Below are 20,952 nucleotides of genomic sequence, written 5' to 3'. Positions count from 1 at the left end.
ATATGACGGTTTTCACATAACCATCACACAGAGTTTATAAAATAGCACCTATTCCTTAAAAGAATGTTTACATCTTTCGTTGGGTAAATTGATAAAATAGAATACATGGCGGATAATTTACGCCGGAATCAGGAGGGATTCGAATGATTGAGGTGAAAAACCTCTCGAAGCGCTACGGACAGAACGTCGCTTTGAACAATATCAACTTCTCGGTGGAAAAAGGTACCATCGTCGGATTTTTAGGGCCGAACGGGGCCGGAAAATCTACAACCATGAATATCATTACCGGATATCTTTCCGCAAGCTCCGGTTCGGTTACGGTTGGCGGGTACAACACGCTCGATAATCCGAACGAAGTAAAGAAGCTGATTGGCTACCTTCCCGAACTCCCGCCGCTTTATCCCGATATGACGGTGAAAGAATATCTGAATTTCCTGTTCGACCTGAAAAAGGTGACCCTGCCGCGCAAAAAGCATCTGGAACAGATTTGCGCGCTCACGGAGATCACCGATGTGTACGACCGGTTAATCAATAACCTGAGCAAGGGCTACAAACAGCGCGTCGGTCTGGCGCAGGCGCTTTTGGGGAATCCCCCGGTGCTGATTCTGGACGAGCCGACGGTTGGCCTCGACCCGAAGCAGATTATTGAAATCCGGAATCTGATTCACAATCTGGGGAAAAATCATACGATTATCCTCAGTTCCCATATCCTGCCCGAAATTCAGGCAGTCTGCGAGCGTATCATTATCATTAACCGGGGCAAGCTGGTTGCCGACGGCACGCCGGACAGCCTTTCCCGCAGCCTGAGCGAAGACAACCGGATTACCGTGCGGATGGAAGGCGGCGAAGCCGAAGTTTCCAAAGCACTGCGCGGCATGAAGGATATTGTGTCGGTACAGACGCTGGGCGAAAAGGAGCCCGGCGTATTCGAATACAGCGTGGAAGCGTGCGAAAACTGCGACCCGCGCCGCGATTTATTCCGGCTGGCGGCGAAAAACAACTGGCCGATTCTGGAAATGAAGAACGCCGGCCTTTCGCTGGAAGACGTGTTCCTGCGCCTGACCGCCTCGGCCTATATCGAGGACAATACCGGTAAGGAAACCGAAAAGGAGGATGAAGAAGCGTGAAAGCAATTGCAAAAAGGGAACTGAAAGCGTACTTTACTTCCCCCATCGGGTACGCCTGCGTAGCCATCCTTCTAGCGCTTTACGGCTACTATTTTTATCAGGTGATGATGCTCCGTTCCTCCTATTACATTCAAAGCGTTTACAGCACCATGTTCATCTGGAGCATGATGGTGATTCCGATTATCACGATGCGCAGTTTCAGCGAGGAAATGCGCAACCGTACCGATCAGGCGCTCCTGACCGCGCCGGTCGGCGTTACCTCGATTGTGGCCGGGAAATTTCTGGCGGCGCTCGCCGTGTTCGCCATCGCAATGGCCGGCACGCTGATTCCCGTTGCCGTGATCGGCCTTTGCTCCTCCCCAAGCTGGGCGCTGATCTTCGGGAATTTCTTCGGTACCCTGCTGTACGGCGCGGGAATGATCGCCATCGGCATTTTCATTTCTTCCCTTACGCAGAGCCAGATCGTCGCCGCAATTTCCACGTTCGGCCTTTCCATCCTTCTGATGGTTGTCGATCAGCTTAACAGTCTCATTACCAACGCGAATGTCGTCAAGGTAATCAACTGGATTTCCTTCGACACGCGCTTTCGGCCGTTCACCAAAGGGGTTCTGGATATTTCGAGCATTGTTTTCTTTTTGAGCGTCATTGCAGTCTTTATCTTCCTGACCGCCCGCAAGCTCGAAAGCAGAAGATGGAGCTAAGGAGGATATGACAATGAAAAACGAAAAAGAGAAGAAGCCCATTGTCCCTGTAGAGGAAAACCCGCAGCCCGAAGCCGAAGCGGAAACAACCCCCGCGGAAGAAACGGAACAGGCGGAAACGAAAGCAGAGAAAAAACAGAAAAAAGAAAAGAAGAACCGGCGTTCCCTGAAAGAGATTACCCGAACCGAAAAATTCCGCCGCAGCGGCATGTCCACCGCGTTTACCGCAGGCTTTATCGTTGTGGTTATTTTAATCAATGTCATCGTGGGCGTACTGGGCGAACGGTATCCGTCCATGAATGTGGATCTTACCAAGAACCATACGAACACACTTTCCACAGAAGCCGCCGCAGTTGTGGATAAAGTGAAGATTCCCACCACCATTTATATTATCGCGACCGAATCGCAGACAAAGAGCGACCGGATTTTAGCGGAGTACGGAATCCAATACAGCCAGGTGGGCGAGCTTGCCGAGAAAATGACGGAGCGCAACCGGAACATCAAGGTGGAATACATCGATCTGGATAAAAATCCGGCTTTCGCCAGCGATTATAAGTCCGACAATATTGCCGTCGGCGATGTGGTGTTCAAGACGGATAAGCGTTCCCGCGTGCTTGCCGTTACGGAGCTGTTCAATGTTTCCTTTAGTCAGGACGGGTCGATCGGCGGCTCCTCTTCCATGGTGGACAGCGCGCTGGCCTCCGGGCTGAACTCGGTTATGGCGGATACGGTTTCCGTTGCTGCGTTCGACACCGGGCACAGCGAGCAGATGGACACGGCCACTTATAAAAAGCTTTTAAGCAACAACAGCTTTGAAACGCAGGATTTCAACCTGCTGACGGAAGACATTCCCAAAAACGCGCGGCTCGTGGTTTTGGGATGCCCGGCAACCGATTATACCGATTCGGAAATCCAGAAGCTGGACGCGTTTTTAAGCAGCGGCTCGCTTGCGGGCGACCGTTCCCTGCTCATTACCTTCCATCCGAGCCAGACGGCCATGCCGAAGCTTTCCGCATTCCTACAGGAATGGGGCATCAGCGTGACCCCGCAGACGATCGTCGTGGAAAGCGACTCGTCGAAATATTATACGAGCGACCCAAGCTATATTTTATCCACGATACAGACGGAGCCCGATCTGGGCGGAGACTCCAATTACAAATACTATACCACGCCGCAGTCCAGCCCGGTGAACATTCTGTTCGACACGAAGGGCACAAGGCAAACCTATTCCCTTTCGAAATCGAACGATAGCTGCTACCTCGTAAACAATAAGACCAAAGAAGACGAAACACCCGCGAAAGCCGCGTACAATACGGGCGTGCTGTCGCAGGATACGGTAAAAGCGGGAGGCACGGAATATAAGGCGAACGTAATCGCGCTGGGCAGCACCACGATGTTCAATTCGGATATTCTTTCCCCCACGACCTTTGGCAACGCAAAGTATCTCGTGAATCTTTCCCGTTATGCGACCGGTACGACGAATACCGCGACCGCGATTACGGAGACTGCCGTTCCCACCAATGCGCAGGATATCAACCTGAGTACGGGAATGAGCATTCTGCTCGGCTTCGGCGTCTTTACCCTTCTGATTCCGCTGGCAATTGTGATAGCCGGTATCTGCGTGTACCACAGAAGGAGGCACCTGTAATATGAATACCAATATCCGAAACCTCGCAATCGTCGGCGTCAGCGTTGTGGTTTTGGGCGGGGTTGCCGCGGCACTTCTTATGACGCAGCCGAAGACCGAGGAGACCTCCTCCGAATCTTCGGCGTCGACGATCGAACTGGTTTCGAAAAGCAGCGCGGACGTCACTTCCATGAAGGTGATCAATCAGAAGGGCGGCTACACCATATTGCCGGTTGCCCAAAAGAAATCCGCTTCCTCCAGTACTGCTTCCGGTACGGCGGAAGCGGAGATAACGTACCGGGTAAAGGAGCTTGGCAGCATTCCGGCAAACACGACCGCCGTTTCGCAGGTTGTGCAGAACGGCTACAGCCTTGTTGCTACCAAGAATCTGGGCAACGTAAAAAATCTGAAAGAATTCGGGCTGGAAAATCCGAAAGCGACGGTGGAAATCACCTTCAAGGACGGAAGTACCTATAATTATAAAATCGGCAATGTCTCCGCAACAGACAGTACCCTGTACTACATGTGCGGGGAAAATTCCAGCAACGTTTATACGGTGAGCATCGACAGCGGCATTCTGGAAGGAAAAGATTACTTTATCACGAAAGAAGTTCTGGCCATTTCCAGTTCCACCGGCGTCAACGATTTTACAAAAATCCAATTGAGCGGGGCGAATTTCCCGCAGCCGATCCGGCTCCAAAAAAGCGGTTCCGGCATGGTTCTGACCTCTCCGGTCAGCGCGAATACGGATTCCGAGAAACTCGGCGCAATCGAGACCGCGCTCACCAGCATGACGGCGGATTCCGTGGAAGCGGTAAATCCCGACGCCGCAGCGCTCAAAAGCTGCGGCCTTGACAAACCGGCGATCGTGGCGGAATATACGGTAAACAAGCAAAGCTTTAAGCTTTTGATCGGCGCGAAAAAGGACACCGGCTATTCGGTCATGCTCGATAAGGTTCCGGTGGTGTATCTTGTGAAAGAGGACAGCGTCAGCGCGCTGGTACAGGCAACCGTTTTCGGCCTGCGCAGCAAGGGCCTGCTTACGCCGGAGATTACCGCGGTCAAATCGCTGACCGTCAGCGCGAACGGCACAGGGAACGTATTTACGGTTACCCGTATGAAGGATGAAGCAAAATCCACCGAGGACAAACCGCAGTATATTTATAGTGTAACGGGAACCGGCGGGAAGAAGCTGGATTACAGCAAAAATTATACGGATTATTTTAAGATTATCACCAGTTTGCAGATTTTGGAGCCGGCAGGCGCGGTTCCGGCCGGAACGCCCGAAGTGAAGGTGGAATTCACGTATTTTGACCGGAAGGGAACGGATACCGTCGCGTTTTATAAGAGCGGCGAACGGCGCTACACCGCCGTGGTGAACGGCACGGCTTACGGCCTTGTGACGGACGGCGACCTGCAAAGGATTCTAGACAGCACAAAGGCCCTGCAAAACGGCGAAGCCTTTTCATGAAAAAGGATCGGCATCCCGGCAGGTTGGAAGTGCCGGAATGCCGATCAATAAATCTATCCTCCCGGGGTAGGGAGGAAGCGGGGACGGCTGGCTTTGCCTTCCGGCGGTGTAGAACGCCGGAAGGCTGCCAATGAATGGGGACATCTTCCACGCAAGGCGAAAAACGCTGATTAAGATCGGGCGGCAGGAATGGAAAAGCGGTGCACCCCAAAAACCCGTCTCATTAAAATGGTGAACGCCCCGCCGCCCGAACGTAAGGCATAAAAAAACGCCGTACACGGATTCCTTGATCCATATACAACGTCACCTTCACAATGCGAAATTCGAAAAATACCCTCTATACAAAAAGGAAAAATGGGGGTATAATAGGATACGCAATGTGCTGATTATATCAGTTGCGTATGGAGAGTTCCGTTCTCCGTATGCAGGGAACGGGTGCTGGTAACACCTGTTCCTGCATTGCACTTTTATATTTTTATGCCTTACAAGCAGATTATAACCCTTTTATTCGAATAATGCAACAGGAATTTTGAATTCAAATAGATTATTGGAAATATATTAATAATTAAAGTCGAAAGCTGTTCAGCAAAATTGCCGAACAGCTTTTTTTTATGTTTAGCGGGGCGCACAGTCCCTTAGTTCATCTTTTTCGTCAGGTTCTCCGGGTTTGCCGCGTAAATCAGCGCGGTTTCCCTGGTGATTTTTCCTTCGCCAAACAGCTTTAAAAGATAGGTATCCATGCTGATCATTCCCTCGCCCGCGCCGGAATTGATCGCGTTGTCAATCTGGTGCACCTTCGATTCGCGGATCATATTGCGGATGGCGGGATTCACCAGCATAATTTCAAACGCGGGAATCAGGGTTCCGTCCGCGGCGGGAAGAAGCTGCTGGGAGACGACCGCCTGTAAAACCATGGAAAGCTGTACGCGAATCTGCTGCTGCTGGTTCGGCGGGAAAACGTCGATGATACGGTCAATCGTGTTTGCCGCGCCCACCGTATGCAGGGTGGAAAGCACAAGCTGTCCCGTTTCCGCCGCGGTCATGGCCGTGGCAATCGTTTCGTAATCGCGCATTTCGCCGAGAAGAATCACGTCCGGAGCCTGCCGCAGGGCGGCGCGCAGCGCGTGGACGTAGCTTTGGGTGTCGTGTTCCACCTCGCGCTGGCTCACGATGCTTTTATCGTGCCGGTGCAGGAATTCAATCGGGTCCTCGATCGTGATGATATGGCTGTTGCGCGTATGGTTGATACGGTCGATGATACAGGCGAGCGTGGTGGATTTTCCGCTGCCCGCCGCGCCGGTGATGAGCACCAGCCCCTTTTTGTTCCGGTTCAGGCCGATCACCGTGTCCGGAATATGCAGAACGGTCGGGTCGGGCAGGTCGAAGGCAACGACCCGCAGGACGGCGGCCATGGAGCCGCGCTGTAAATAGGCGTTGCACCGGAAGCGGCACAGCCCTTCAATGGAAAAGGAAAAATCGTCGTCGCCGGATTGCAGAAACGGGTTCATATCCCGGCCGCCGCCCAGCGAGTAGATTTTTTCAATGCATTTTTTCGTATCCTCCGGTTTCAGCGAATACGCGCGCAGGGATTCGATATCGGCCGGGTGAATTACGTCGTTTGTTTTAAACGAGAGAGGGCATCCCGATATAATGAAAATATCGGAAACATTTTCTTGAACGGCTTCTTCAAGAATTTCTAACATGTCTATTTCCATGCAATCACTCCGTCGGCGGGGCGCTGTTCCCCTGCCATAAATGGATGGCGTCGTCCCCGCCGAGGTCGTTTTCCGTCGGCTGAGAGCTTACCAGATTTTTGCCGGTAACCTTGTACCGCTCGGCGCTCCCGTAGGGGAATACCGTCAGCGCGGTTTGAATCCGGCGGCCGGAACCGGCCTCTGTGAAATAGACGGCGATCAGATTGTTCCCGTCCCCTTTTACCGTAACGCCGTTGACCCTTGTTAAAAGCATCTCGGCAAAATTCCGGTAGCAGACGGCGGCTTTTTCCTGCTCCGGCGCGTCCGTTTTCAAAATGGCGGCCGCCGGTTCCAGCTCGCTCCGGCCGCGGTATTGGCTGTATTTCGAAAGGCTTAAAAGGTTTCCGGTTTTCGCGGCCTGTTTTGCGTCCTGCGCCGCGCCGAGCAGGGCCGTGTCGATTTCCCGCAGCATTTCTTCCGAAAGCACGGTTCCGTTGTAATAGTTTTCCACCGTTTCCGCGTTTTTGGTGGAAAGTTTGTTGTCCGCGTTCGCCGTGACATAGGAAAGGATGCCGAAGGTTGTCAGGCAGAGCACAACAAAAATCATGAGAATGGACGAAGCGCCCACGCTCCAGTTATAACTCCGTTTTTGTTTCACACCGCACCTCCTGTGCCGCGGGGGAGATATTTTTCGGAATGCAGGCTATAGATTTTCCGGCTGTCTCCGTTTTGCCGCCGATTTACGGCAATGTCCGCCCGGACGAGGGTTCCGCCTGCGGAATCCGTTTTTTTCAGGATAACGCCCACCTCGTAACGCGGGTCGACTTTCGTTGGATTCCAGTTTTTGTCGTAGTCAATGGTGTATTTCCCGCCGGATTGCCGGGCGTCTTTCAGCGCCGGGGGCAGTTCGTCCGGGGAAGTCAGGGTTAAAACCTGTTCCGCAATGTTTTCCGCCTGAATGACCGCGACGCTCAGGTCGCTGCTCTGCTTTGCGCGGTTGTTTGCCGCCACAAAAAGCTGGAGGGTTGCCGTTGCGGAAATCGTAAAGAACAGGATTACAAAAATAATCTCGACAAAAAAGGGGTTTATCTGTTCCGGTATGCGTTTCATATCATCACCCGCTTCAGGAAAGGAACAGGTTCAGCGAAAGGTTCTGCCGGTTCTGCCCGCAGACTGAAAGTATCAGCTCGCTGCCGTCCTTTTCCATGGTAAAGGCTGTGAGCGGCGTGATTTTATCGCCGTCGCCCGGGGTAAACCCGTTGTCAGCCCTGGTAAAAAGCTCCATCAGATAGCCGTTGTAAAGATAAATATAGGTATTGTATTTCCGCTCGCCTGCGTTCGACCCGATGACCAGCACCTTCTGCCCGTTCAGGGTCTCGATGCCCACGTCGCCGCCGTTCGCGGCATGCACCTTATTGGAAATATACGAAAGGGAGGCGCGCGTTTCGTTGTTGGAATCCATTTCGCCCACAATCCGGCGGTAACTGTTTGCACCGATCAGCACTAAAAACAAAGAGCATACGGCGAACAGGCAAAAAATCATAAGCACAAACACCGTGTTTATGGAATGGGAACTTCTGCTGTTCATCGGCTTATCCTCCCGTTTTTATGAATTGCTGTTCTTTTCCAAAACTTCCACCGAAGGCATCACGTTGCCGCCCGCCGTTTCGTAATGGACAATGTATTTCGAATGATCGATTGAAATTCCGTAATGTTCTTCCAGGTATTTGATATTCGGAGGGTAAAAGCCCTCCACCGCGTAACAGCTTACAATCCCCTTTTGAATCGCCGACTGCGTTATCTGGAGTTTTTCCCGGCTGTTTGCGCGCTGCGCGCTTCCGAAGCCGCACCAGAACAGGCAAAGCACGGCGCAGAAAGCCAGAACGGAAAGCAAAATCCTGCGGTACGGTGATTTTTTCCTGGTCACTTACACGCACCCCCGGTTCAGCCGATCGACGACATAATTCCCATTAAGGGAAGCATGACGGAAAGGAGAATCGCGCCGATAATCACGGAAAGCACGCCGACCATGACCGGCTCGATCACGGAAACCGCGCGGTTGAGGGATTCGTTTGCGTCGTCGCTGTAAAGGTCGGCCAGCCGCCGCATCACGATGTCCAGATTTCCGGTTTTGTCGCCGATGTTTACCATGCTGGAATAAATCCCCGGGAAAACGCCCGTCTGGGTGAGCGCCTGCGGAAAGGACGAACCCGAAGCGACCAGCGAACGGCATTTCTCAACCTTCTCGATCACGATCCGGTTGTTCAGAACGCCCGGCGCCAGCTCCAGCGCCTCTTCGGTATGGTAGCCGCTCGAAAGCAGCATGGAAAGCACGGAGGCAAAGCGCGCCAGCGCGATTTTTCCGGACAGCTTGCGCGTCATCGGCAAATTATGTAAAAGACCGGTAATAAAGCGGTACCCGCCCTCAGTTTTGTAAAGGAGGAGCGCCGTAAAGAGAAGCACGGCGAGAATCAGGATAATGGCCAGCGCCCAGCTTCCGATCGTGGAACCCGCGCGCGTAACGGAGGCGACGGTGTCGGAAACATCCGAACCCATATCCAGAAATACCTGATGGAAAATCGGGAGCACCTTAATCACCAGCACCGCGATTACCGCCGCGATCATCAGCACCAGAATGAAGGGATACAGAAGCGCGCCGCGGACGCAGCTGCGCAGTTTGTCTTCGCGGTCGTAATACAGCGAAAGCGCTTCCATCACGTTTTCAAGATTTCCCGCCTTCTCGCCGATATTGACCATATTTACCATGTATTTTGGGAAAGCGCCGGTGCCGTTCAGCGCAAGGTACAGGGAGCCGTTCTGCTCCATGCCCGCCTGAATCCGGTGAATCAGTTCCCGGACGTTTTCATCCTCTACATTTTCGCTGATTTCCCCGACGCCCTCTTTCAGCGGGATTCCCGCTTTCAGCAGCAGTACAATCTGCGAGCAGAAAAGGGAAACCTCACCCGAGGAAAGCGGCTTCGCTTTCTCCTGTCTGATAGTGTCTTTCATGGCTCTTCCTCCATCCCGCCTGATCGGCAGATCACTTTTTTTCAAAAGGATTCGGATTTAATAGTATTTTTCCGCCGTGTAGTATCCCGCGGACTGTCCCGCTGCCGCAAAGGTGGAATCATACCGTTTCCACCCGCCCAAATAGACCTCGTTCCACGCGTGGTACCCCGCGCCCGTATTGCCGATGACCAGCCGGGTAGGGATGCCCTGCGACCGGCACATGGCCGCCATCAGGGCGGAATAGTCGAAGCAGATTCCCTTTTTGGAAGAAAGGGTGCTGTCCACGTTGGGCAGGTATCCGGCGGTTACACTTTTCGCTTTTGCGTAATCATATTTGATATTTCCGGTAATAAACCGGTAAATTGCCGCCACCTTCTGCGCGTTGCTGGCAGAGCCGGCGCAAAGACTTTTTGCCTTTGCCACCGCGGCGGAGGAGCGGGTGTAATTTACAAACTGGTTCGGGTAAAGAGGATAGCCCGAGCCGCTCACGTCCGCGTTCAGTACGGTGGAGCAAAGCTCGGCGTAGCTGTTTCCCGAAACATTTTCCATAAAGCGGACCCGGTAGGAGCCGCTTCCGCTTTGCAGCGGCAGGGTAACGTAAGCGCCGTCCCCGGAAATATTGTACTGATAATAGGAGGAGCCTCCGTTAAAATACACCAAAACTTTTATTGTCGCCGAGCCGCTGTACCGAACCATTATGTATCCTTCGGCGGCGTTGCTGTAATCAATCTCTGCTCCGTTCTGGGCAAATACCGAGCCGCCGGACGCCTGCGGCATTTTCGCCGTTACGGGGGGCATCGGTTTCGCAGGCGCCGCCATCGGCGGCAGGGACGAAGCAATGGACAGGGAGGAAGAACTTCGGGAAGACGGCGCGGCGGGCAATTTTTGCGCCGCCCGCGATACCGGCGGCGGATTCTGCGAAGATTCCCCGGCCGGAGGTTTTTGGGATTCCGCGCCGGAGGAGTCCGCGCCCGGGGAAACCGTAACCGCGGAGGCTTCCGAAGAGGCGGCGCCGGATACCGCGGACGATGCTGGTTCGGGCCGCTCTGTGTTTTGCGCGGCGCAGGCGGGCAGAAGGAACACAAGGAGAAATACAAGGAAGAAATATTGATGTTTTCTCATATGGTTCCCCCCCTGTCCGGCCGTCGTTTACTGCTGTGAATCCAGCGCGTTGATTCTGGTTGTTATTTTGATATTTTCCCTGCGGTACCGGAAACGGAACCGCTGAAGAATCCGGTCCGTCACGATTTCCGCGTTTTCATAGTTGATGAGGGGAAGCATCACGATAAACTGCGTGTTGCTGTAAGCCGCCACGACGTCCCCCTTGCGAAGACTTTCCATAATCGTCATTTTCAGACGTTCTGCGGCAAGTTTCGCAATCCTCGGCTTCGGAACGCCGCCTTCGAGATCGTTCAGGGTAAACAGGACGATGTACACGGAATTTCCGGTACGCGCCACCGTTCGCGCCTGTATGCGGTAGACGGATTTGAATGCTTCGTAATCGCAGTAGTACGCGCCGTTGATCTCCGCGGCCTCTTTCAGATCGTTTTTGATGACGCTCAGGTCCAGCTCGATGTTGTTGATGCTGTTGATCAGCTGCTTGTAAAGCGAGCGCATGGATTCGGAAATATCGACGCCGAGTTCCTTGTAGAACAGATCGATCACGTAATTGTAATGGTCGAGCGCCTGATTCCGCCGGCCGGTGGAAAGGTATCCGTAAAGCAGCATTTTGTGAATGGATTCCTCGAGCGGGGCATGCGTCAGAGCGGTTTCGCAGATTTCAATCACTTCTTCGAAGCGGCGCTCGTCAATCAGCAGCCTGCACGTGCGCAGAACGCATTCATTGTAAAGATTTGCGTAGTAGGCGCTCATGGAGATAACCCAGTTGCTGTACGCTGATTTCGGAAGGAATTCGCCGCGGTACAGAGCAAGTGCATTTTTATACGCTAAAATGCGGGATTGGATGTCCTTTGCTTCATCGGCTCCCTGTTTCATAAACTCGACAAGCTGTTCGGTATCGATCAGGCAGGGATAACTGTTGTTCCAGGAATAGGTATTGCGGATATACTGAATATATTCCGCCCTGCTGTTTCGCGACAGCTCTTTCAGCAGCTCCCGTGCCCGGTAAACCAAATTTTTCAGGGCGTTGAGCGGGTCCTTGCATTCGTCTTCGGGCCATAGAATTTCAATGAGCTTATCCGTGGAAATGTCTTTGTGCCGGTTTGCCAGGAGGTACTCGATGAGCATCCATACGCGCTTTGTCCGGCCCTTTAGGTTTGTCAGCTGATGACCGTTAATGGTAATGGAAAACTCACCCAGCATATTTACTTCGATTCGCTGCTGAGAAAATGTATCCGGCTGCATAAACACACATCCCTTTTACCAATAGATATAATTATGGTAACACATGGAAAATGAATTGACAAGAGAATTCTATTGTTTCACGAAAGAAAAAGAAGCATTTTTGCCGACGGGAATGATTCTGATTCAGAAATCTTTCAAAAAAATTTTACCGGTTTTCACCGGCCCATGGACATGCTTCTCCGTCCGCAGAAACGTCCCGGCGGTATTTTTCCGAAACAAAAGAAAAACGGGGAATCCGTCGGCGGCGGGCGAAACGGCGCGAAATTTGCGCCGGTACAGCAAAAAAGGAAGCGCTTTCCCAGTGGTAAAAAGGATACCGCCGGAGAAAGCGATTCCCATTCATTCGCTTATCAGCTTACAACCGGAAGGCCGCAGACCCGCCTGGCAATGGTAAGGTACAGATTCGTAACGCTGTACTTGCCGATTCCGACAACGGCCATATGGTCCATATTCTGTATGCCCATATAGTTCCATTTGCCGATCTGCGGGGTGCCGCTGAAGTCCACGATTTCGTCCGTGGAGTTGATCTTCGGGCCGCTTGCGGAGACGGTGTTTACAATACCGTCGCTCGGCCACCAGGAACGGTCGATGTCCGGTTCCTCCTCTCCGCTGCGCGTAAAGCGCCCGATCACGGCGGCCGGCGGGAACAGAACGGGGTTCATCACGAGGGGCTGCCCGACCTGCCGGCCGGTCAGCGGCTCCCGCTTGGTTGCACAGGCGGCATAGGAGAAATAATAAACGTCATCCTTTGCCGTAACCCAGGCGTTTTCCGCAGAAGCGCCGGCGGTGCTGAGGTCCCAGAAGCTGAAGTCCCGGATATCGTCGTTCCAGATGGAACTGTTGAAAACGCGGTTGGCGTAGTGGGCGTAGCATTCTCCGCGTTCGCGCTTCAGGCCCCATTGGTCCAGCTTGAAATCAAAAACGGGTTCCTTTCCCTTTCCAACGGCCGCGGCCGCGGCCGAAATCGTGTAGGTTGCGAAATCCTTTAATTTGTAGATGTCCACATCGGCAAGCGTCGTCCCGTCATGCGGAGCCGCGAGGGTCGTCAGGCTGGCAACCCACGATTTGCCGCCCTCGAAAAGCGGGCTTAAATCGGCTGGCGCGGCCTCCTGTTCCTCTTCGCTGCCTTCTTCCAGAAGCTGAATCAGCATACGGGTGTTCTGGCCGCCCTGGCTGTGCGCAATGAGGTGAACCTTGTTGATTTTGCCGTCCGTTTCGGTGCCCCATTCGGGGTAAAGGCCCGGGAACGTCCGGCCATAGCGCGCGTGGCCGTATTCTTCGGAATGTGCTTTGCCGTAATCGACCGTGCCGCCTTTAATGTACGCGTAAAGCTCACAGGCGCGGTCCCAGTTGCTGGAAAACGGGCCGACAGCGGAGGTATACGTGAGATAACCCGCGTCGTTCATTTTCTTTTGCAGGTCTACAAGTCCTCCCCAGTACCGGTAGCCCAGCATTTCGTCCCGGCCCCACCCCGCGTTGCCGTGGCACAGTACAATGGGGTATCGGTTTCCTTTCTTCTGCGCGGCCGCCGCCAATGGCTGCGCCGCCCCAAATACCGACAGGAAAATTGCGCAGGATAAAAAAATCGCTCCCAGTTTTTTGATCCTCAATTCAATACAACTCCTTCTTTCAAAAGTTTATTACACGCCGCCAAAAGCGGCGTAAATAAATAGTAAACGATTTCCTTTTAAATTTTTCATTTTGTGAATAATTTTCAAAAGGAAATTTTATCACTTTAAATCATGATCGCAGAAGAAGGAAAATGCGTATCTTTGTCGAATTTGGGTGAAGCAAAACATGGAAGTATTTTGAAAAGCAGTTGGAGACAAATATCGGGGGAACGGGGCAGAATGCAGGCGAAAAAGGGAGGATGCCGTACAAGTATTGGTAAGAAATACCAATATCTTATGAGCGAATTATAAAATATGAGGCGGATTTGTCAAGTGTTATCCTGCGGAGGAAAAAAAGAATTTCGCGACAAAAAACCCCGACTTTCGCCGGGGCTTCCATCCTACGGTATATTCCTTTTGCTAATTCCTTTCCAGGGAAACGTATATGTAGAAAAACGTATCGCTGATCCGCATTTGCAGGCAGGTTACCTGCTCAAAGCTTGCCTGTACGGCAAAGTCGCCGTGCATTAGGGTTGGTGTTGAAATATCCGCCTTAATTCCCATAACCTCCAAATAGGTGCATGCGCCTGCGGCAAGCATATTCCCCAGTTCGGAAACAGCGCTCTGCGCCATTTCATCGAACGCCTCAATCGGCATGCCGCCCATCATGGCGGAGGCAATTCTTTTCGCGCAGGCTTCCGTCATGGCAAAAATGACGTTTCCGTGCAGTTCCCCTGTAACGCCGACAATGCACACAACGCCCGGGGCATTGATTTTGCTTCCGCATTCCGTCTGACTTTCCAGCGCGATGTCTTCAATGCCGAACTGGGGCATGATATTCAGGAAAGTATTGGAAAAGGCTTCTTCATATTTATTACTCATTCACACTCGCCTCTGTTAAATCCAATATTCATATAAATTTCGCCAAAAGATGTGTCCGCCTTTACGGAAGTAACGGTGTTCAGTTCGGACTTGGAGATTTTAATGGATTCGCCGTATACAATGGTCGGCGGGGCAACGCGAAGTCCGAAAAGCGGATTGCTTTTGTTCATCATCGAGCAGGCGTTGCCCGCGATAATATTCGAAATTTCGCCGATTACGTTGATAATGTGCTCTTTCGTCGGCTGTTCAATTTTGAAAAGCTTTCGCGCAATGGCCATCGTCGTTTCCGTAGACATGTCCAAAATCATGCGGCCGCCGTACCGCCCGATAATGCCGATTACCGCGGAGATCCCGCGTGAAGTCTGCTCAATATTGGCGGTTTCCTCGTCCCGGTATTCCGGGACGGAGTGGAAAAATTTATTGAACGTGTCGGTAAGCGCTTCCTTGAAGACGGTGTAATACAGTTTTTCAAGCTCGGCGAACAGCTCTTCGTCCGCCATAATCCGCCGAATCGTAAGGGTCAGCTCCTCGGCGTCCACCGGTTTCTGCACATAACCGGAAATTTTGGCTCGCTTTGCCTTGCGCATAATCTCGTCGTCCATCATGGAACTGACGATCACGACCTTCAGATCCGGATTGATTTTGTGCAGTGCCTTGGTGCATTCGATTCCGTCCGCTTCCGGCATGGTTATGTCCATTGTAACCACGTCCGGGTTCTGCTCTTTGACCATGTCCACAGCCTGCTGTAAATTGTTTGCGCTTCCGACGACCTGAAACCCGTTTTCCTCCAGCATATTCGACAGCATTGCCACGGAAAAAGGAGAATCGTCGATAACGGCTACTTTAATTTCCTTCATCATCATCCCTGCTTTTCTATCGTACTTATTCCTACGTTATCGCCAAAAAATATCCATAAAAAATAGAAAAATTTGGTGATAAATTCATTATATCGTATTTTTCAACAATTTTCAATTGTTTTTATGCAAACAGGACTATTTTATAACAACAAGATCGTAATCCCGGTTTCCCAGCCCGATTTTCACCGCATGGTCAATTCCGCTCCGCCAGTCGGTAACCGGATGCGTGTCGGTAAAATGGTCATGGGTGGTCTGCGGCTGCTCCGCCAGGAAGCTTCCGTTTAAAACGGGCTGGCGGTTTACCGCGTCGGCGCAGGCAACGTCCAGCGCAACCGGGTCAAAGGAAGCGAACATGCCAACGTCCGGGACAATCGGCGCGTCGTTTTCGCTGTGGCAGTCGCAGTTCGGAGAAACGTCCATTACGAGGCTGATGTGGAAATTGGGGCGGTCCTTCACCACCGCGTAGGCGTATTCCGCGATTTTGCAGTTCAGAATTTCGTTTGCCGAGTCCTCGCCGGGGTGAACCGCGTCAAAATTGCAGGCGCCGATGCAGCGTCCGCAGCCGACGCATTTGGAATGGTCGATTCCCGCTTTGCGGTTTTCGTCGAAGGAAATCGCGTCGTGCGCGCAGTTTTTGCGGCAGGCGCCGCAGCTGCGGCATTTGCTTTTGTCCACGTTCGGCTTTCCGTCGCTGTGCATTTCCATTTTTCCCGCGCGGGAGCCGCATCCCATTCCGATGTTCTTCAGAGTGCCGCCGATTCCCGTGCTTTCATGCCCTTTGAAATGAGTCAGGGAAATAAAGATGTCGGCATCCATCACCGCGCGCCCGATTTTCGCCTCTTTTACATATTCGCAGGAAATCGGCACCAGCGTTTCGTCGGTGCCTTTCAGGCCGTCCGCAATCAGAATATGGCAGCCGGTCGTAAACGGATTATACCCGTTTTCATAGGCGGCGTCCAGATGATCCAGCGCGTTTTTCCTTCTTCCGACATACAGGGTGTTGCAGTCCGTCAGGAAAACCTTGCCGCCCTGCCGCCGCACCAGATCGGCGATCACCTTCGCGAAGTTCGGCCGCAGGTAGGAAAGGTTGCCGGGCTCGCCGAAATGGATTTTAATCGCGGTGTAACGGTCCGCAAAGGGAAGCGTTTCGATTCCGGCTTTCTTCACCAGTTTTTCCAGCTTCTGCAGAAGGTTGCAATTCGAAGACGCCCGGAAATCTGTAAAATAAACCTTTGATTTTTCCATCATGATTACTCCTTTTCCCGCAGATCGGCCGAACGGCTTGAGCGGCTGTTTTATCCTAATATTATAGCATAAAATAAAAACCTCTGCACCATTATAAATGCAGAGGCTGAAATTATAAAAACTTGTCAAGTGTCAGAAATCGTATAGGAGGGCGGTCAGCGAGAGGGGCGGTTATTTTTTTGCGTTGGCAGCCAGTTTAATGACCGGAGTAATGTCCTTTGCATTGAGCAATTTCAATCTTTCCATCACCCTGTACCCGGTAAACAATGCGGTTTGTATCATCAATGCGCCGACTCCACCACCCGGAGAGATTGCCCTGTAACGGCTCCGGTTTTCCTATTCCCACAAAAGCACTCCGGGAAATGTCCTGCAAAAGGAGATTTATTCTGCGAAGCGTCTTTTTATCGTTCTCTTGCCAGTAAATATAATCGTCCCATGCTTCCGGTAGAAAGATCAAGCTATTCATTTGCCATGTTCTCAAGCTCTTTCATTGTTTTTACAACCGGCTTGCTTTTTTCCGTTTCGTAGTCATGGATTACCTTTTGCAAATGCGCTTGATTTTCGGCCGAATAAAACGGGTCTATCCTCAGATCAAAGGGAATCCCACCGCACCGGACGACCTGTTTATAAAAAATATTGGTAGCGGCAGACATAGAAAGCCCAAGTTCGGCAAAAATATGCTCAGCTTCCTGTTTAAGCGAATCGTCAACACGAACATTCACATTTGCCATTTTCATAACACTCCCTTCATTACTTCTATTATACGTCATAATAACGCATTTATCAATACATATATTTACATATGCAATACAAATACGGCGTTTTCGTAATAGAGTGGGAGTGAAGTCAAGGTTAGGAGCGAAAAAATCCCACCCTACCTTGACGAGCAAAAAAAGTTTAGCTTTAAGCCCTTTTTAAAGAGCTTGAAGGCGGCAAGCGCCGCAATAGGGGAGAATTCTTTGTGTTCTTCCTTAACGGAAAGTTTCCTGTCGGCATTCCGTGGAGGAGCGCCGCACGCGGCGCGGGGGAAACGGCAAAAGGCGCTGTGCGCCCTGTGCGCCCGCCCTATGTGCGTTCATAATTGCAGACTTTATCGAAAATGATGTCGCGCGACAGTGCGAAAAGCCCGCAGATTCCCGCGTTTGTCTCGAGGCTTGCGGAAACCACATTCACCGGCGCGAAGGCGCTTTCCCGCACAACGCGGTTGATCGTCGGGAGCATCTGGGACTGGAACGCAACGTAATCTCCTCCCAAAATCACCAGATCGCAGTTTAAAAGGCTGATAATATTGGAGATGGCCGCGCCGATAATCACGGACATTTCCTCCACTCTCTGCCGAAGGAATTTGTCGCCGCCGCGCCATACCCACAAAATGTCCTTGAAACCAATCGAATCCGGATTTTTCCCCAGCGCGGCAAAAGCGTCCTTTGTCTTCTGCGGCGCTTTTGCGCAGATGTATTCCTTCAGCGCGCGGATGTTGACCGAATACCCCAGATTTCCGAATTTCCCGTTTACCAGCCCCAAAGGCCCCGCGGGAATGGAATTGGAAATTTCGCCCGCGCGGTTTGTGCTGCCGAGGTAAAGTTCCCCGTTGATGATCACGCCCGCGCCGAACCCCTGGCCGCCGCTGATATAGACAAGGTTTTTGGCGTCTCTTCCGGCGCCGCTGTTGAATTCGCCCACCGCCGCCGCGTTTACGTCGTTGACAACCAGAACCTGCGTTTCAAAAAGTTCTTCGAGCTGCCGGGAAAGGTCGCCCATCTTCCAGTTGGCGAAATGGGATTCCGCGTAGTAGTTGCGGCTTTCCGGGTCGAACACGCCCGGGCAGGAAATCGCGATGATCGCAAGATCTTTTGTACTCAGTTCCGCGGTGGAAAGCAAACGGTTTGCCGCGTTCACCACCAGTTCCAGCCTTTCCTCGTAGCCGGAATCATTCGAAATGGCCACCGTGATTTTATTGAGGGTTTCGCCGCGCAGGTTCCCCAGCACGAAAATCGGATCCTCGAAATTCAGCTCGATCGCAATAATATATTGGTAATTTTTATTAAATTTAAGCATGATAGGCTTTCGTCCGCCTGTCGACATGGCGACGCCCGCGCCTACCTCCCGTATAATCCCGATATCCAGCAGGGACGAGACGTTTTCCGTCATGGCGGATTTGCTGATGCAGAGTTCGCGCGCCAGTTCCGCCCGGGAAATCGGTTCGTCGCAGTAAATCCGCTCAAGGATCACCCTTTGATTGATCGACCGGATATGGGTTTGGTCGACTGTGTGTATGATGTTCATCACGATCCGTTCATTTAGGCTAAAATTGCGTCCGTCCGCAGCAGAATACCCGGTATCCGCCGGTATTTCCGCGTTTCCTCCAAGGGGCACAATTCCCGCGCGGAATTCCTCGGTTTTTCCATCCGCGAACAAAGTCAGGAATTCTGTCGCATTTTGTAACAATCATAGCATGGAATATTTCTATTTACAATAGCAATATTCTGATTTTAATTCATTCTGTACAAAATTATAAAAATGAATTAAAAAATTCTTGGTAAATACATTGACAATTTAAAAAGATGGTGCTAATATCGGAATGGCTAAGTAAGTTCGGAAACAAAACAAACTAACCCGGCAAGTTTTTCCTGTTGAAAAAAGCGGATATCAATTTTTGCAGAAAGAAGAGATTTGGTATGAAAAAAAGCAAACTGCTCGCACTGGTCCTTGCGGCAGCCACAATCCTTTCGACAAGCGGCTGTGGCTTTACGGGCTCAACCGGCAGCACGGCGGCTTCCAAAACGGCACAGACTGCGGACGCCGGAACGAAATCCAACGATACCATTACGGTCTATGACACGAATGAAATCCGTACCATGGTACAGTGGGCGGCTTCCGACACAAACTCCTTTACGATCATGAACAACGTGTCCGAAGGATTTTACCGTCTGAACGCCAGCCATGAACCGGAACCGGCTCTGGCGAAGGACTGCAAGATTTCCGACGACAAACTCACCTATACGTTCACGCTGCGGGACGGCCTGAAATGGAGCAATGGCACCGCTCTTACCGCGAAAGATTTCGCATTCTCCTGGTTAAAGCAGATGAGTGCGGACGCCACGAATAACTATGGCTTTATCATGACGGATTACATCGTAAACGGCGCGGAATATCAGGCCGGCAAAGCGAAAGCGGAGGACGTCGGCGTGAAAGCGGTCGACGACAAGACGCTGGAAGTCAAGCTGAAGCAGCCGACTCCGTATTTCGTCCGTCTGACCACGCTTCCGATGTTCTTCCCGCTGAATGAAGAATTTGTAAAGTCCAAAGGCGACAAGTACGGTCTGGACGCGGGAAGCATGATTTACTGCGGTCCGTATGTCCTTACGGCTTACGATCCGGCGAGCGGAAGCACGCTGAAGAAGAACGACAGCTACTGGGATGCCGCGAACGTAAAGGTTCCGAACGTCAAGGTGCGCATTATTAAGGAACAGTCCACGGCGCTCAACGCGTACAAGGCCGGCGAGCTTTCCAGAGTCATTCTTTCCTCCTCCGACGTTCCGGCAATGAAATCCAATCCGGAATTCAGCTCCACCAACGAATTCCGCACCACCTATCTGCAGTACAATTTAACGGACAAAACGCTGTCCAATAAGAATATCCGCATGGCGCTCGGCTACGCGATAGACCGCAAAACGCTTGCGGAAGCGATTCTGGCCGACGGCTCCGCACCGGCGACCGGCCTGATTCCGAATTACATGTACGGCAACGGCAAGCAGACCTTCCGTGAAATCAACGGCGAAATCGATTCCTTCAACGCTTCGAAAGCAAAGGAATACTGGGAGAAGGGCGTAAAAGAGCTCGGCGGCACGCCGACGATCAGCCTTCTGACCGAAGACGACTCCGTAACAAAGACCGTTGCAACCTATCTGCAGAGCGAATTCAAGAAGAATCTCGGCATCGATGTGAAGATTGATTCCAAAACCAAGAAGGCAAGAAACCAGTTGATGGACGACAACAAGTTCCAGATGGCGATTACTGCATGGGGCGCGGACTACGACGACGCGATGACCTATATGGACCTTTGGACAAACGGCACACCGTACCGCGGCAGCTACAAGAGCGGCACCTATAACGGCCTGATTGCCGACGCAAAGAAGCAGACCGACGACGAAAAGCGCCTGCAGGACATGCTCACGGCCGAAAAGACGCTGGTTGCCGACGACGCGGTTGTATCCCCGCTTTACTACAGGGGTTCCGCCTACCTGACAAAATCAAATGTAAAAAATTTAGTCACCCATCCGTTCGGCGCGCCGATTGAATTCAAATATGCTTCCCTGAGCTAAGGTAAACGGGAAAGTAGAAGGAAAGAGGGGGAGTTTTCCT

20 protein-coding genes are annotated in these 20,952 nt (G+C 52.0%); 5 read left to right on the top strand and 15 right to left on the bottom strand.

Annotation, left to right across the window (positions count from 1 at the left end):
• Positions 1-143 precede the first annotated feature (143 nt).
• Genes OUY18_RS10440 through OUY18_RS10425 form a run of 4 tightly spaced genes read left to right on the top strand, consistent with a single transcriptional unit; the run spans position 144 to position 4,926 of the window.
• A complete protein-coding gene (locus OUY18_RS10440; RefSeq protein ID WP_268058727.1) occupies positions 144-1,127 on the top strand; it encodes an ABC transporter ATP-binding protein in 984 nt (327 codons plus the stop codon).
• The gene (locus OUY18_RS10435; protein ID WP_268058726.1) at positions 1,124-1,828 is read left to right on the top strand and encodes an ABC transporter permease subunit; all 705 of its coding nucleotides are present in this window, start codon (positions 1,124-1,126) and stop codon (positions 1,826-1,828) included. The genes OUY18_RS10440 and OUY18_RS10435 overlap by 4 nt, the downstream gene beginning before the upstream one ends.
• 13 nt (positions 1,829-1,841) lie before the next feature.
• Positions 1,842-3,476 (top strand): Gldg family protein, encoded by a 1,635-nt coding sequence (locus tag OUY18_RS10430; protein WP_268058725.1) that lies wholly within the window; start codon positions 1,842-1,844, stop codon positions 3,474-3,476.
• Position 3,477: 1 nt separating this feature from the next.
• Positions 3,478-4,926: a DUF4340 domain-containing protein gene (locus OUY18_RS10425; protein ID WP_268058724.1), complete on the top strand. Its 1,449-nt coding sequence runs from the start codon at positions 3,478-3,480 to the stop codon at positions 4,924-4,926.
• Positions 4,927-5,561: 635 nt separating this feature from the next.
• Here the strand turns inward: OUY18_RS10425 and OUY18_RS10420 are convergent.
• From OUY18_RS10420 to OUY18_RS10350, 15 genes are all read right to left on the bottom strand, one after another.
• Entirely contained in the window at positions 5,562-6,635 is a 1,074-nt protein-coding gene (locus OUY18_RS10420; protein ID WP_268058798.1) for a type IV pilus twitching motility protein PilT, read from the bottom strand.
• 10 nt (positions 6,636-6,645) lie between these two features.
• Complete coding sequence (locus OUY18_RS10415) at positions 6,646-7,278, bottom strand: hypothetical protein (RefSeq protein WP_268058723.1); 633 nt, start codon at positions 7,276-7,278, stop codon at positions 6,646-6,648.
• A complete protein-coding gene (locus OUY18_RS10410; RefSeq protein ID WP_268058722.1) occupies positions 7,275-7,730 on the bottom strand; it encodes a hypothetical protein in 456 nt (151 codons plus the stop codon). The genes OUY18_RS10415 and OUY18_RS10410 overlap by 4 nt, the downstream gene beginning before the upstream one ends.
• Positions 7,731-7,743: 13 nt before the next feature.
• The gene (locus OUY18_RS10405) at positions 7,744-8,208 is read right to left on the bottom strand and encodes a DUF4860 domain-containing protein (RefSeq protein WP_268058721.1); all 465 of its coding nucleotides are present in this window, start codon (positions 8,206-8,208) and stop codon (positions 7,744-7,746) included.
• A gap of 18 nt (positions 8,209-8,226) precedes the next feature.
• Positions 8,227-8,547, bottom strand: coding sequence for a hypothetical protein (locus tag OUY18_RS10400; RefSeq protein WP_268058720.1), 321 nt, complete (start codon positions 8,545-8,547; stop codon positions 8,227-8,229).
• A 17-nt stretch (positions 8,548-8,564) separates the two neighbouring features.
• Complete coding sequence (locus OUY18_RS10395) at positions 8,565-9,629, bottom strand: type II secretion system F family protein (RefSeq protein WP_268058719.1); 1,065 nt, start codon at positions 9,627-9,629, stop codon at positions 8,565-8,567.
• A 57-nt stretch (positions 9,630-9,686) separates the two neighbouring features.
• Complete coding sequence (locus OUY18_RS10390) at positions 9,687-10,751, bottom strand: transglutaminase-like domain-containing protein (RefSeq protein ID WP_268058718.1); 1,065 nt, start codon at positions 10,749-10,751, stop codon at positions 9,687-9,689.
• Between the two features lie 27 nt (positions 10,752-10,778).
• Positions 10,779-11,993, bottom strand: a complete 1,215-nt coding sequence (locus OUY18_RS10385; protein ID WP_268058717.1) for a BTAD domain-containing putative transcriptional regulator — start codon at positions 11,991-11,993, stop codon at positions 10,779-10,781.
• 350 nt (positions 11,994-12,343) lie between these two features.
• Positions 12,344-13,603, bottom strand: coding sequence for an esterase/lipase family protein (locus OUY18_RS10380; RefSeq protein WP_268058715.1), 1,260 nt, complete (start codon positions 13,601-13,603; stop codon positions 12,344-12,346).
• A 420-nt stretch (positions 13,604-14,023) separates the two neighbouring features.
• A complete protein-coding gene (locus OUY18_RS10375; protein WP_268058714.1) occupies positions 14,024-14,485 on the bottom strand; it encodes a chemotaxis protein CheX in 462 nt (153 codons plus the stop codon).
• Positions 14,482-15,342 carry a response regulator gene (locus tag OUY18_RS10370; protein WP_268058713.1) on the bottom strand — a complete coding sequence of 287 codons (861 nt, stop codon included), beginning with the start codon at positions 15,340-15,342 and terminating at the stop codon, positions 14,482-14,484. Before OUY18_RS10370 ends, OUY18_RS10375 begins: the two co-directional genes overlap by 4 nt.
• 135 nt (positions 15,343-15,477) lie before the next feature.
• Positions 15,478-16,587 carry a DUF362 domain-containing protein gene (locus OUY18_RS10365; protein ID WP_268058797.1) on the bottom strand — a complete coding sequence of 370 codons (1,110 nt, stop codon included), beginning with the start codon at positions 16,585-16,587 and terminating at the stop codon, positions 15,478-15,480.
• A 196-nt stretch (positions 16,588-16,783) separates the two neighbouring features.
• Positions 16,784-17,053: a Txe/YoeB family addiction module toxin gene (locus tag OUY18_RS10360; RefSeq protein WP_268058712.1), complete on the bottom strand. Its 270-nt coding sequence runs from the start codon at positions 17,051-17,053 to the stop codon at positions 16,784-16,786.
• On the bottom strand, positions 17,046-17,324 hold the full coding sequence (locus tag OUY18_RS10355; protein ID WP_326492990.1) for a type II toxin-antitoxin system RelB/DinJ family antitoxin: 279 nt from the start codon (positions 17,322-17,324) through the stop codon (positions 17,046-17,048). Before OUY18_RS10355 ends, OUY18_RS10360 begins: the two co-directional genes overlap by 8 nt.
• 328 nt (positions 17,325-17,652) lie before the next feature.
• Positions 17,653-19,005: an ROK family transcriptional regulator gene (locus tag OUY18_RS10350; protein WP_268058711.1), complete on the bottom strand. Its 1,353-nt coding sequence runs from the start codon at positions 19,003-19,005 to the stop codon at positions 17,653-17,655.
• A 260-nt stretch (positions 19,006-19,265) separates the two neighbouring features.
• Here OUY18_RS10350 and OUY18_RS10345 point away from each other — a divergent pair, with 260 nt between their 5' ends.
• The gene (locus OUY18_RS10345) at positions 19,266-20,912 is read left to right on the top strand and encodes a peptide ABC transporter substrate-binding protein (protein WP_268058710.1); all 1,647 of its coding nucleotides are present in this window, start codon (positions 19,266-19,268) and stop codon (positions 20,910-20,912) included.
• Positions 20,913-20,952: the final 40 nt, after the last annotated feature.

Source organism: Caproiciproducens galactitolivorans (assembly GCF_026672255.1).
Taxonomy (GTDB): domain Bacteria; phylum Bacillota; class Clostridia; order Oscillospirales; family Acutalibacteraceae; genus Caproiciproducens; species Caproiciproducens galactitolivorans_A.
This window is presented reverse-complemented; position numbering and strand designations above follow the sequence as displayed.